The sequence below is a fragment of the Paenibacillus qinlingensis genome, from assembly GCF_031455095.1.
Classification (GTDB): domain Bacteria; phylum Bacillota; class Bacilli; order Paenibacillales; family NBRC-103111; genus Paenibacillus_E; species Paenibacillus_E qinlingensis_A.
In genome coordinates this window covers 241,124-254,301 of sequence record NZ_JAVDSB010000009.1, presented here as the reverse complement: position 1 = coordinate 254,301, position 13,178 = coordinate 241,124, and the positions used below count along the sequence as shown (strand labels likewise).

Genomic DNA, 13,178 nt, shown 5'->3' with positions numbered 1-13,178 from the left:
CTTGGGTGAGCTGTTACTCGAATTTTTCGTGTATCTCGGGGTTCTAGCAGCGCTTAGGTGAGCTGTTACTCGAATTTTTCGTGTATCTCAGTGCTCTAGCAGCTCTTGGGAGAGCTGTTACTCGAATTTTTCGTGTATCTCGGTGCTCTTGCAGCGCTTGGGTGAGCTGTTACTCGAATTTTTCGTGTATCTCGGTGCTCAAGCAGCTCTTCTGCGAGCTGTCACTCGAATTTTTCGTGTATCTCGGGGCTCTAGCAGCTCTTCTGCGTGCTGTTACTCGATAAATTCGAGTATCTCCCGTCCCCACCACATCTTGCCGAACTAACAACGCCTACAGCGCAGAGCCCAACTCCCCGAACAAAAAAAGAGCGCTGCATCATTATGCAGTCGCTCTTCGTCTAATCCTTATTTTTTCAACAAATCAGCTGGTAAGAACTTTAACTCACGAACTTGTTTAGCTTGGAACTCTTTGCTGGAGATGTAGTCGATAAATGCTTTAGCAGCACCTTTTGCTTCACCTTTTGTGTACATGTGCTCAACACCGAACAATTTGTAAGTGCCGTTTTTGATGTTATCTTCTGTGAAAGCTACGCCATCAAGTTTCAACGCTTTTACAGTGTCATCGATGTAAGGTGTATCCACGTAACCAATGGAACCGGATTGACCAACAACCGCTGTTTTCATAGCTCCACTGTTCTCTTGTGTAATACCGTCTTTTGTGAAATCTTTGTTATCCAAAATAATTTGTTTAACTAGTGTACGGGAACCTGAGCTATCTGGACGGTGAACAAGAACGATTTTCGCGTCATTGCCGCCAACTTCTTTCCAGTTCGTAATTTTACCCATGTAAATATCAGCAGCTTGTGCTTTAGTTAGGCTATCTACTTTAACGTCTTTGTTAACGATTAGTGCGAAAGGCGCGATTGCTACTTGGTGATCAACAAGACCTTTATCTTTATATTCTGCAGCAGGCTCAACGTCGGAGTTACCGATGTCGGAAGTTCCGTCAGCTACGTTTTTAATTCCTGTACCTGAACCACCAGCCGTAACGTTAATAGTTACTTTAGGATTCTTTTCCATGAACTCTGTTGCTGCTTGTTTAACCAATGGAAGAAGTGCGCTGGAACCAGAAGCTGTTACTGTACCGCTCAAATCTGTTTTTGGTGTTTCGCTCGGTTTTGCTGAAGCAGTTGCTGCTGTTGTTGGTGCTGTTGTTGCCGCTGCATTGTTTGTCTCTGTTTTTGCGCCGCAACCAACCAAAGTCCCCATCATTAATACCGCGGATAGTGTAAATGTAATTCCTTTTTTCGACATGAAGTTAAACATAGTTAACATGTCCTCCTTTGAATGTATGTGCTGGATTTGGTTAAGCTCGATCCCCATCTTCCTGTGTGTTGAACGACCTTACTTCCATATGGTAACAAGCGAATGTAAATTACAAACCCGTGAAACGTAAACGTAATGTAAAACTTTTAATTTACAAATGGTTTACATATTTCGACGCTTTAGTTAATAGAAGCCCCCTATATTAATAAGTAATTAGACGTATATTGTCTAAGCTTGTCTATTTATAGGAGGTATACATATGGTTCGATTGATGTTAGCCAACTTCTCCATGCGGGCAAAATTGATCACAAGCTTCAGCGGCGTATTACTCATTTTCTTAGCTATTGCCCTATTCAATCTTCATCAGGTGACGCAAATTAAGCAGCATATGATCGAGCAGAATGATAAAGTTGATCTTAAAGTCATGGCATTGGAGCTTAAGAATTTGGTTCAAGAGATGAACATCATTGCTTCTGGACTTGAAATATCGAAGAAACCGGAATTTATTGAGAAGTACAATAGTAAACGCAAGCCTTACAATGATGCTATTCAAAAAATTGGCGACACCGCCAGCACCGCTGATCAGCAGAAGTGGCGAAGTCAGTTAATTCAAGCCTCCGTAGATTACATAAACAATTTTGATACTGCAGCCAAAATGGTTCAGGATACCACTATGAAACCAACTGATCTCGATATTAACCTGTTGTATCTATACAATGAATCGCAAGAGCTGAAAGATAATATCTTCGGGTTAGTCGATAAGTTTTATATCACTTATGCGGACGGCGCAGCGCAAGCAATTGCCAGCTCGTCCAAGGCACTTAATGATAGCCGCACGATTATGTTAGCAGCTTCGGGCGTTGTCTTTTTCCTGACTATGCTGATTGCATTTCTCATTATCACGTCGTTCACACGTCCGATCTCGGCTTTGCAAAAAGCAGTCGCTCGCATTGCATCCGGTGATTTAACTCACACCATTAATTCCTCAGCTAAAGATGAGTTAGGACAATTAAGTAATAGCTTTGATCAGATGATTAAACAGGTTAGGCTCATGTTAGGAGCAACAAAAGGCATCGCTTCTTCGTTATCTGCCCATTCGCATGAATTTCATCGCTTCTCCCAGATGACAGCTTCCGCAAATACGGATATTCTCAAAGCGATTCATGAGATTTCTACTGGCGCGGATGAACAAGCCATGAAAACCGAGAGAAGCTCGCTGCTTATTGCCGAGCTGGAAGATGAGATACGCGATATCAGCGCGTATACGCATGAAATGAAACGCAGCAGCGACGAAGCTGCGGTAGATGCGCAGCAGGGCACCGCATCCGTGCAGGCGCTGAAAGCATCGACTGCACAGTCGCAGCTCCTGCTGCAGAAGGTGGATGCGGCGATGCAGACGCTAAGCGCCAGCTCGAAACAGATCGGCGCCATCGTGCGCTCGATTATGGATATTTCAACGCAGACGAATGTCCTAGCGTTGAATGCCGCGATCGAAGCGGCTAGGGCCGGCGCGCATGGCCGCGGCTTCTCCGTGATCGCGGACGAAGTGCGCGAGCTGTCCCTGCAAACGAACGGATCGTCGAAGACGATCAGTGGCATCATTGGGACGCTGCAGGGGCAGATCCAAGAGCTGCAGCTTTCGCTTGTCGATGCGCGGGAATCTGCGTTAACGCAAAGCAGCCATGTGGAGGAAACCTTCGGCTCCTTCAGCAGAATTGAGCAATCGACGCTAGTCATCCGTGAGCAGATCGTGCAGATCCATCAGAAAATCGAACAAGCCCAATCCAAAAACGATCACCTGGTCGATTCCGTCCAGTTCGTTGCCGCTATTGCGCAGGAGACAGCAGCAGGCGTAGAAGAAGTAAACTCTACCAGCATTCAACAGGACGCTTCGATTCGTCGTATCGCCGAAGAATCGGATGATATACTGGAGTTGGCTCAGCAGCTTTTTGCAGAAATTAGTAAATTTCAAATTGTGGAAGTCACTGCTATGGATGAGTCCATTGTTATCCCTAGCGATGACGGACGTATCGTGGAACAAATCGTGGAACAAATTGTTGCGATCGAAGAAGAACTACATAGAGAGCCTGTATTTGAACAGCTTACTGATTCGCTACAAACCAAGAAAGAACTGAGCGGCATCAAATAACTTGATACCAAAAAGCCGAAGTCCCTATGGGATTTCGGCTTTTTGTTTACTCAATATGTACGCAGGATCGCTTTATTTCGCTATCTCATCGGTTGCTTTGATGTTACGCAGAATGCTTACTTCCACTCGACGGTTCTTAGCCCGGCCATCGGTTGTCGCGTTGTCAGCAATCGGACGGTACTCGCCATAACCTACTGAGGAATAAGACGCAGGCTGAATCTTCGTGTTAACGAGTAATATTTTCATAAAGTTCACAGCACGCTTGGCACTTAAATCCCAATTCGTTTCAAAATCTGCCCGGTGAATAGGAATATTATCCGTGTGTCCAGCCACCTCTACCTGATAGCCAGGGTATTCTCCCAACAGATTCGACATGGACGTCGCCAGCTTTTGAGACTCTTGCTTAATCGTCGCAGAACCGGAATCGAACAAAGCCTTATCACTAATCGTAATCGTGAGCTTCTCATTATCCAGCTTCGTCGTTAGCTGCTCACTCATCTTGTTTTCTTTAATGAAAGCATCCATACTTTCTTTTAATTCTTTGAGATCCTTCTCTTCTTTCTGGAGTTTAGCAGCTAGTTGACTTTCGGTTTTACTCTCTTCATTTGCAGGTGGATTCTGGCTCTTATTATCATTTTTCGGAGAATTTGCAGGATTATCAATAGGAATTAAGTTTGACATCGCGAAGGGCGCTTCCCCCCCGTTAAAGGCACTGTTTAATGAACGCATGATCGCGTCATATTTCTTCTGATCCACTTGTGTTGAAGCAAATAGGATAATAAAAAGGGCAAGTAATAAAGTTAATAAGTCCGCATAGGGAATGAGCCAGGTTTCATCGATATGTTCCTCATGATCATCGTGCTTCTTTTTTTTACTCACTGTCCAGATGACCCCTCCTTCGTGCCTTCTTCATAGTCCTCGCGGTCTTTATTCGGAACGAAAATCATCATTTTTTGCTTCACTGAATTCGCGGAAACGCCAGATTGAATAGAAAGCAAGCCCTCAACCACCATAAGTTTGATTTCCACCTCTTTCTTGGACTTCTGCTTCAGTTTGTTTGCAAAGGGGTGGAACACAACATAACCTAAGAAAATACCAAACATGGTAGCAACGAACGCCGCCGAGATCAAGTGTCCTAATTTCTCAATTTCACTTAAGTTACCAAGAGCAGCAATAAGTCCAACAACGGCACCAAGTACCCCTAATGTAGGCGCATAAGTACCTGCTTGTGTAAAAATGCTCGCAAATTTTTTATGTCTCACTTCCATCTCAGCAATATCTTCTAGAAGTACATCACGCACAAAGTCAGGGTCATTCCCATCGATAATCAGTCGCATACCACTTTTCATAAAAGGATCAGAGAGCTCCTCGGCCTGTTTCTCCAGAGAAAGTAATCCCTCCCGACGCGTAATGCTCACCCAGTTAATGAACGTCTCGATCAGTTCCTTTTTTGGCATTAACTTCTGTTCTGTAAAAATGATCTTTAATAATGCCGGGATTTTCTTGATCTCATCCAGTGAGAAGGCTATGAACAGCGCAGAAGCTGTTCCTCCGAAAATGATTAAAGCAGCCGCAGGATTCAATAAAGCAGCAAGACTTGCACCTTTTAATACCATACCCAAGCCAATAGATATTGCAGCCAACACAATACCAATAATTGATGATTTCTCCATCTTCATGCACCTCTTTAAGTATTTGATTTTATGTCATTCCATCTATGTATTTCAACCTGAATTACCAAAATTTCGACAAAAAATGACGGTATACCTTCATAATAAGTTTTATTGCGAATTACCACAATCCTTTTTCGTAAAATGATAGGTCTAAAGACCCACTCGTTCATAAATTCGATCTATTTGGGTCGAATCTTGACGAACATTCTGTCTTATTTAAGTTAGATGAGGATCCCTTGGATTCCTGCTTGTTTCGCTCTCTTATGTAAATCTACACAAGTGTAGTAAAATTGGTATGTCTTGGTATTCATTTTGGGAACGATAGATTCGTACAACTTCAGCATCCCAGTGTAGGAGGAATGATTGGATTGGAGAAAAGACCTTTTGGTTCGACGGGAGCCCATGTCCCCTTATTAAGCTTTGGCGCCCAACGCATTGTAGATGAACATAACTGTACAGAGGAACAAGCGATTCAAATCGTGAATCGTGCAATCGATGAAGGAATTACTTACTACGACACAGCACCTAGCTATTCGAAAGGGCAATCCGAAGAACGGTTAGGTAAAGCACTAGCCCTGCATAAGCGCAGGGACGAGGTATGGATTGCAACCAAGACCAATGACCGAACACGGGACGGTTCTTTGCGACTTCTTGAAGACAGCTTGAAACGTCTGCAGACGGATCACGTCGAGGAGTGGCGTCTACATAACATTATGAAAATGGAAGAGCTGGAGCAATGCTTTGCCAAGGGAGGCGCACTTGAAGCCTTGATCCAAGCGAAGGAACAAGGCATGATCAAGCATATCTCGATCAGTGGTCATACGAATCCACAAGTTCAGTTGGAAGCGATTGACCGCTATCCGTTCGATAGCGCACTTGTCGCGCTCTCAGCCGCTGATCACCTTGTCTATAGCTTCGCTCATGAGTTTCTTCCAAAAGCCAATGAGAAGGGAATTGCGGTCATCGGCATGAAAGTCATGGCGCTGGGAAGACTGGCACCTTGGTATGAGAAAGCTTTACGCTACACATTGTCATTGCCGATTTCTACAGCCATCGTAGGTATGGAGTCTATGGAACAACTCGAGCAGAACCTAGCGATAGCGAAAAACTTCGAGCCGATGAGTGATCTGGAGCAACTCGATTTCCTGAAGGAAATTATGCACCTGGCTAATCCTGATGTGCTGAAGTGGAAATCGACGGATTGGGTGTCTGGTGAGTGGTACGTCCGTTAGAAACAGTGAAAGCCCGATAAGCTCATATGAGCCTCTCGGGCTTTTGTTTATTGCTGGGAAACGCTAGTGTCACCGTCGACTACTCTTTGGAATCAAAGAAGAAATGCTCCGCCTTCCACTGCTCACCTAATTGAAGAATGCCATACGAATAGCGGGGCTGCCTTCTTTTATCGGTAGGCGAACCTGGGTTGAACATGATTGTCCCTTGCACATTTTGTAGAAATGGGATGTGCGAGTGTCCGAAAATAATCATCTCCGGCCGATCAGCCTCGAACGCCTCACGCGCTCTTTCTTCTGTCGTTTTCCGGAAACCGTCTCCATGAATAAGTCCAATGCGGAAATTACCGAAGGTTAGTAGTTTCTTCTTCCCGAACCTCTCCACAATATCATCACCATCATTGTTACCAGCTACCGATTCACAAGGTGCAATCTGCTCGACAAGATCGATGACATGCTCACTGACCCAATCACCTGCATGAATGATGAGATCTACTCCCTCTAAGCCTGCAATCAGAGCATTGGGCAGCTTCGTGGCACGGTAAGATAAATGTGTATCTGCTATTACGCCTATTCGCATCCCCTTTTCCCCCTCTTCCACTATTTACTAGTCATTAAAGATATACTAGTCAGGAAGGAGAAGAAATGCAACTAAGTGCATGACAGTTTCATGTGTCAGACATACCAACAGCCGCCCCACGATACATGGGTCGGCTGCTCGCGCATACGTTGCTAATCCAATTGGCGGACTTGCACGCCTTTGTCTCGAATCCGATCTAGCGCTTCCTTGCTCGTGAGTCGATCTGTAAGGACATGCTGAATCTCTGACCAACCCGCCACTTGTGTTAAAGCTTGCGTACCGAATTTACTATGGTCAGCTAGCAGATAGGTTTCATCTGCGATGCTAATCATTTTGCGCTTAATCAACGCTTGGAGCTCATTCGATTCGCTAATACCGCGCTGCACATGGACCCCTTTGCAGGAAAGGAACAGCTTGTGCGCATGGTACATATCCAAGGATCGCTCCGATAATGGTCCTACGTAGGATAATGACTTTGGAGAAAGCAAGCCGCCGGTGGAGATGACTTGAATTTTCTCTTTGCCGCTTACTTCAAGTGCAACCTTCATCGAATTGGTGATGATGGTAATCGCCATGTCCGGAATCATTTTCGCCATATACCAAGCCGTCGTACTCGCATCCAGAATGATGCGGTCTCCTTCTTGAATATGTGAGATAGCTTCCTTTGCAATGCTATTCTTAAAATCCGCGTGAGCCGTCTCCCGCTCCATGAAAGGAACTTCGGTCTGCGCCTCCTTCACACTCACCGCACCGCCATGGCTGCGCATGAGCTTGCCTTCGGCTTCTAAGCGATCCAAGTCACGTCGAATGGTTTCTTCCGTTACTTGGCACAGTTCACTCAGCTCAGTTACACGAATGCTTCCTCTTTCATTAACCAATTGAACGATTCTCTGCCATCTTTCTGCTACCAGCATCGTTACCCCTCATTTCACCGTCGATCGGGAGGCCACATCACAAAACGCTGTATACGCCGCCTGCCAACTCGCGCCATCCTCTGGATGATACGTCTTGACTGGGAACGAATTTCGAATCAGCTTCCTGGCTTCGCGTAAATTCGCGATATACCCTAGTGCTATCCATTGTACTACAAGGTTTCCTAAGGCACTACCCTCTACCGGCCCCGCCCACACTTCACGCTGTATCGCACTCGCCGTGAACTGACAAAGCAGCTCATTCTGAATGCCGCCGCCAACGATATGAAGGCCGCGATATGTCTTGCCTGAAAGCTGCTCTGTTCGCTCTAAGATAAAGCGATACTTCAGCGCTAAGCTTTCCAGGATGCAGCGCACGATTTCACCATCGGTCTGTGGCACAGTCTGCCCGGTGTCACGACAATACTGCTGAATTTGCTTGGGCATATGAGCAGGGTTAAGGAACATATCATCATCCGGATCGATGAAGAATTGGAAAGGTTGTACGGCCTCCGCTTGCTTCACAAGCTCTGCGAAGCTGGCTGTTTTGCCTTCTTTTTCCCACGTCCGCTTACATTCTTGAATGAGCCATAGCCCCATGATGTTCTTCAATAAGCGATTTGTTCCGTACACGCCGCCTTCATTCGTGAAGTTCCACGCTAAAGCTTGTTCCGTGAGTACAGGCTTCGCCGTTTCAGTCCCCAGCAATGACCACGTCCCGCAGCTTAAGAAAGCGAAGTCCTCATCAAGCGCTGGAACGGCAACAACGGCTGACGCTGTATCATGCTCGCCAACGGCGATGACAGGAATGGAAGGAACATCCAGTTCCTCACAAACCGCTGTGCTCAGTGATCCAACTCGTGTCCCTGAAGCGACTGGAGGCAAGAAAATCTGTTCTGGAAGGCCAAACTGACTAAGGAGGGATGTTTCCCACGTCAAGCTGGTCGCATTCAAGAGCTGAGTCGTCGTTGCATTGGTGAATTCACTATGTTTCTCACCTGTCAGGAAGTAACGCAACAGGTCTGGAATCATCAGGAAAGTATCCGCTCGGCTTAACAAATCCGGATTGTTTTTTTGGAGTGCATACAGCTGGAATATCGAGTTGAATTGCAAAAACTGCAGCCCTGTTAGCGCATACAGTTTTTCGCGACCAACTTCGCTTATCACCTTTTCCATGATGCCATCCGTTTGGTGATCCCGATAGTGGTAAGGATTCCCCAATAGCTCGCCGTTAGCAGCAAGCAGTCCAAAATCAACCGCCCACGAATCAATCGCTAAGCTTTCGATCTGAGAGTAGCCTAAATGCTTCGTTTGTAAAATGCCCTGCTTCAGCTCATGAAGCAACCGCAAAATGTCCCAATGCAGATGGTTGCCCACCTGCACTGGATCATTGGAGAAGCGGTGAATTTCCTCGATCGTGATCCGGCCCGTTTCAGAATCAAGGCGTCCGACGATCGCTCTGCCGCTGCTTGCTCCCAAATCAAAGGCTAGAACTGTCGATGGTGTACTCACCAGCTTGCACCGCCTTTGCCACGCGCATTGATTTTTTCGTCATAGCCGCTTGCTAAGTAAGCTTTCATTGGGTCAACCGGCACGCCGATTTCTTCACGAACAGCTTGAAGTAAAGGCGTTACATCGAATTCGAATGCTTTACGAACCGCATCCTCAGCTCCAAGAACATCTTGGTTCTCCTGTGCAGCACGAACTTCTTCAAGGTTGATCAGAAGCGCTTTCGCATATTGCGTTTGTACGTTAAGTACGGAACGCAGCATCGCAGGGATTTTACGCTCAATGTTATGACTTTGGTCGATCATGTACGCAATATTATCAGCAGCTTGACGAATTTGCGGGTTCTTGTCGTTAGCAGCATCAATGATTTGGTAGAAAATCAAGAATAATTCATACGGATTTACAGATCCCACGATAAGATCGTCATCCCCATATTTACGGGAGTTGAAGTGGAAACCGCCTAATTTATTTTCATCCAACAAATAAGTTACAATGTGCTCGATATTCGTCCCTTGCGGGTGATGTCCTGTATCTACAAGTACTTCAGCTTGTGGACCCAATTTGTTCGCTAGGTTGAACGCCATACCCCAGTCAGCAAGATCCGTGTGATAAAACGCAGGCTCATAGAACTTGTATTCAATTAACATACGCATGCTAGGTGACATCGCGTTGTACATTTCTTTCAGTGACTCATACATCCAGGTTTTACGAGCGCGAATGTCCACTTGTCCTGGGTAGTTGGAACCGTCAGCAAACCACAAGCTCAACACGTCGGAACCTACTGTTTTGGCGATATCAACGCATTCTAGCAAGTGGTCCGTCGCTTTGCGGCGAATTGCTGCATTCGAGTTCGTCACACTTCCGAAGATGTAATCATCTTCTTGGAAAAGGTTCGGGTTCACCGCACCAATGGAAACGCCTAGATCAGATGCATGCTGCTTCAGCTTCGCGTAGTCGTCCACTTTATCCCATGGGATGTGGATCGCAACCGACGGGCAAATACCCGTCAGTTTGTGCACTTGCGCAGCATCTTCGAATTTCTCAAAGGGATTACGCGGTACGCCTGTTTGTTGATAAACTTTGAAGCGTGTTCCTGAATCCCCGTAGCCCCATGATGGCGTCTCAACTTTTATCGCTTTCAGCTTCGCTTTGACTGCTGCTATATCAATGCCTCTCAGGGCTTGTTGCTCTTCGAATAATGCGTAGGCTTTGTCGCTCATCGGTTTGTTGCCTCCTATTAGTTGAATTAGCGTGTGAAGGCAGCAGGTACGCCACCATCAACAGTAATCATGCAACCTGTTGTTTTAGCTGCTTTGGATGATGCGAAGTACACGATAGCTTCTGCCACATCTTTTGGGAAAATGTTTACAAGCAGCGTCGTTCTTTTGCGGTAGTGCTCTTCTAGTTGATCCGGTTCGATTCCGTAAGCAGCTGCACGCTCATTGCGCCAGTTGGAGTTCCAAATCGCTGATCCTTGAAGGATCGCATCTGGCAATACCGAGTTCACGCGAATTCCGAATTCGCCGCCTTCTGCCGCGATACAACGAGCCAAGTGAATCTCAGCTGCTTTAGCTGTTGAATATGCGGAAGCATTTTTACCAGCAAATACGGAGTTTTTGGAGCCAACGAATACCATGCTGCCGCCGACTTTTTGTGTTTTCATAATTTTAAATGCTTCTCTAGCAACTAGGAAATACCCCGTGCTAAGCACGTTCATGTTCAAGTTCCACTCTTTAAGCGATGTTTCGTCAAAAGGACTGGAAGTCGCAAGACCCGCATTGTTCACGATGATATCAATACCGCCATAGCTAAGGATCGATTCGCGGAACGCTGCTTCTACTTCTTCTTCTTTTGTAACGTCCATGCGAACAGCAATCGCTCTGTTTTCGCCATATTGTTCGTTCAGTTCTGCTGCAAGTTTCTGAGCGCCTTCAAGGTTTAAGTCAGCAAGCACTACGTGTGCGCCATCTTTCAGGAATTGACGAGCCGTTACGCTTCCGATTCCGCCTGCACCACCTGTGATGAAAGCCACTTGACGAGAGAATTCAGCTTCTGCTGGAGCGAGTGTTAATTTATAAAGTTCAAGAGGCCAGTACTCGACATTGAATGACTCATTTTCACTTAGGGATACGAACGTTCCAAGTGCCGTAGCGCCTCTCATAACGGAAATTGCACGGTGGTAAAGCGCGCCGCTGATTTGTGCCATTGCCCAGCTTTTGCCTGTGTTAATCATCCCGATTCCTGGAATAAGAATAACACGCGGAGCTGCTTCATTGATAACGTCACCTTCATTTTTGTTACGGTCAAAATAGGCTTTGTACTCTTCTTTGTAAGCTTCAATTCCGGCTTTCAAAGCTTCTGTCAAGCTTTCTGCGTCGCCATTTGTCGGATTCCAATCGATATAGAGTGGCTTCATTTTCGTATGAACCAGATGATCCGGGCAAGCTGCACCTACTTGGGATAGCGTCGCTGCATCACGGCTATTTACGAATTGAAGTACATCGTCTGCACTATCAATGGTGAGGATCATTCGCTTCTCGTTGCTTACCGCACCGCGAACGACTGGAAGAACTTGAGCCAGTAATTCGTTGCGAGCTTCCACGCTAAGGGATTCGTATTTGGAACCGCCATATAGGTTCGCTTCATTCACGCGAGCTTCGATGAAGCTAGCTGCTTCATTAATAACGTCAATTGTTTTCGCGTAGCTTTCTTCGGACGTTTCGCCCCAAGTAACTAGACCATGTTTCTCCATAAGGACAAGCTCTGCCTTTGGATTGTTGCGAACGCCGTCTGCGATCATTTTGGAAAGTGTAAACCCAGGACGTACATAAGGTACCCACACGAAACGGTCGCCGTAAATCTCTTTCGCTAGCTCACGTCCATTGTGTGCGCAGCAGAGCGAGATAATCGCATCTGGATGCGTGTGGTCAACGTTTTTGAATGGTAAGAAAGCATGCAAAAGCGTCTCAATGGACGCACGCGGGTGCTTGCTATCGATCATACAATTCGCAAGGTAAGCAACCATTTCTTCGTCCGACATTTCGTCACGCTCGATCAATGGACGAATATCTTCCATACGAAGACCTGTGAAATTCTTTGCTTTCATTGTTCCAAGGTCCGAACCGGAACCTTTTACCCACATGACTTCAACATCGCGACCACGGAAATCTTTCTCGATTGTTTTGTAAGAAGTATTGCCGCCGCCCCAGTTACAAACAGCACGATCTGTACCTAATAGATTAGAACGATAGACAATTTCCTCTACGCCTTTCGATACTGCATTCGCCTTTGAAGCTTCCCATAAATTCGCAACCATTTAAGTACCCTCCTAAGTTTTACATCCCATGTGTATGTGTTTGTTTTTGATGGTTTCATCGTAACACATCTTTGTTTATTTTTGAATAATTATTTTTACGTTTGTTTTTGAAAGATAAAAACACAGATATTTCTGTTGATGTGTTATGAAAATGAAGGAATCAACTTGATTAGGAGGAGAAAATTTCAATGAAATAGAGCGAAAATGATAATCTTTGCTGTGCTAATCTGTGAATGTGTGGGTTTTCTTTACACTAGAATGCTCTAGTTGAACATCAGAACCAAGTTCGCGCTGAGACGTTGATAATTACAGGCTCAGCTGTCTGGAGAAAATAGAGTTTTAGACTGAAAAAAAAGTATTAGACTGCGGACGGGCAGGATAGTTCAATTAATTCTACAGAATGCCGCGGGGCTTGAGTAATTTTAAAAATCACAGATCAGACGTCGATATCTGCAAAGATTGGCAACATAAGAATGCCTATAGAG

The 13,178-nt window shown here is 45.7% G+C and carries 10 protein-coding genes; 2 read left to right on the top strand and 8 right to left on the bottom strand.

Translation table 11 applies throughout. The annotated features are described in order from the left end of the window. Positions 1 to 405 precede the first annotated feature (405 nt). On the bottom strand, positions 406 to 1,326 hold the full coding sequence (locus J2736_RS22160) for a phosphate ABC transporter substrate-binding protein (protein WP_310500774.1): 921 nt from the start codon (positions 1,324 to 1,326) through the stop codon (positions 406 to 408). Between the two features lie 259 nt (positions 1,327 to 1,585). Between J2736_RS22160 and J2736_RS22155 the strand changes: the two genes are divergently transcribed. Next, positions 1,586 to 3,475, top strand: coding sequence for a methyl-accepting chemotaxis protein (locus J2736_RS22155; RefSeq protein WP_310500773.1), 1,890 nt, complete (start codon positions 1,586 to 1,588; stop codon positions 3,473 to 3,475). 72 nt (positions 3,476 to 3,547) lie between these two features. Here the strand turns inward: J2736_RS22155 and motB are convergent, their stop codons facing one another. Both motB and motA read right to left on the bottom strand, forming a co-directional pair. Next, positions 3,548 to 4,354 (bottom strand): flagellar motor protein MotB, encoded by an 807-nt coding sequence (gene motB, locus J2736_RS22150; protein WP_310500772.1) that lies wholly within the window; start codon positions 4,352 to 4,354, stop codon positions 3,548 to 3,550. Beyond that, on the bottom strand, positions 4,351 to 5,148 hold the full coding sequence (gene motA, locus J2736_RS22145) for a flagellar motor stator protein MotA (RefSeq protein ID WP_310500771.1): 798 nt from the start codon (positions 5,146 to 5,148) through the stop codon (positions 4,351 to 4,353). Before motA ends, motB begins: the two co-directional genes overlap by 4 nt. A gap of 359 nt (positions 5,149 to 5,507) precedes the next feature. Here motA and J2736_RS22140 point away from each other — a divergent pair, with 359 nt between their 5' ends. Then, a complete protein-coding gene (locus J2736_RS22140) occupies positions 5,508 to 6,380 on the top strand; it encodes an aldo/keto reductase (RefSeq protein WP_397341317.1) in 873 nt (290 codons plus the stop codon). 79 nt (positions 6,381 to 6,459) lie between these two features. On the opposite strand, the gene J2736_RS22135 is transcribed toward J2736_RS22140, so the two are convergent. From J2736_RS22135 to J2736_RS22115, 5 genes are all read right to left on the bottom strand, one after another. Further along, entirely contained in the window at positions 6,460 to 6,957 is a 498-nt protein-coding gene (locus J2736_RS22135; RefSeq protein WP_310500769.1) for a metallophosphoesterase family protein, read from the bottom strand. A gap of 152 nt (positions 6,958 to 7,109) precedes the next feature. Next, on the bottom strand, positions 7,110 to 7,871 hold the full coding sequence (locus tag J2736_RS22130) for a DeoR/GlpR family DNA-binding transcription regulator (protein WP_310500768.1): 762 nt from the start codon (positions 7,869 to 7,871) through the stop codon (positions 7,110 to 7,112). A gap of 9 nt (positions 7,872 to 7,880) precedes the next feature. Then, positions 7,881 to 9,383: a rhamnulokinase gene (gene rhaB, locus J2736_RS22125; RefSeq protein ID WP_310500795.1), complete on the bottom strand. Its 1,503-nt coding sequence runs from the start codon at positions 9,381 to 9,383 to the stop codon at positions 7,881 to 7,883. Continuing rightward, complete coding sequence (rhaI, locus tag J2736_RS22120; protein ID WP_310500767.1) at positions 9,377 to 10,597, bottom strand: L-rhamnose isomerase; 1,221 nt, start codon at positions 10,595 to 10,597, stop codon at positions 9,377 to 9,379. Before rhaI ends, rhaB begins: the two co-directional genes overlap by 7 nt. A gap of 26 nt (positions 10,598 to 10,623) precedes the next feature. Further along, positions 10,624 to 12,693: a bifunctional aldolase/short-chain dehydrogenase gene (locus J2736_RS22115; protein ID WP_310500766.1), complete on the bottom strand. Its 2,070-nt coding sequence runs from the start codon at positions 12,691 to 12,693 to the stop codon at positions 10,624 to 10,626. Positions 12,694 to 13,178: the final 485 nt, after the last annotated feature.

What these genes read in the sequence shown, in the direction of transcription:
- J2736_RS22160 (WP_310500774.1), bottom strand. Translation starts at nt 1,326, where the DNA reads ATGTTTAACTTCATGTCGAAAAAAGGAATTACATTTACACTATCCGCG.
- J2736_RS22155 (WP_310500773.1), top strand. Translation starts at nt 1,586, where the DNA reads ATGGTTCGATTGATGTTAGCCAACTTCTCCATGCGGGCAAAATTGATC.
- motA (WP_310500771.1), bottom strand. Translation starts at nt 5,148, where the DNA reads ATGGAGAAATCATCAATTATTGGTATTGTGTTGGCTGCAATATCTATT.
- J2736_RS22140 (WP_397341317.1), top strand. Translation starts at nt 5,508, where the DNA reads ATGATTGGATTGGAGAAAAGACCTTTTGGTTCGACGGGAGCCCATGTC.
- J2736_RS22135 (WP_310500769.1), bottom strand. Translation starts at nt 6,957, where the DNA reads ATGCGAATAGGCGTAATAGCAGATACACATTTATCTTACCGTGCCACG.
- J2736_RS22130 (WP_310500768.1), bottom strand. Translation starts at nt 7,871, where the DNA reads ATGCTGGTAGCAGAAAGATGGCAGAGAATCGTTCAATTGGTTAATGAA.
- rhaI (WP_310500767.1), bottom strand. Translation starts at nt 10,597, where the DNA reads ATGAGCGACAAAGCCTACGCATTATTCGAAGAGCAACAAGCCCTGAGA.
- J2736_RS22115 (WP_310500766.1), bottom strand. Translation starts at nt 12,693, where the DNA reads ATGGTTGCGAATTTATGGGAAGCTTCAAAGGCGAATGCAGTATCGAAA.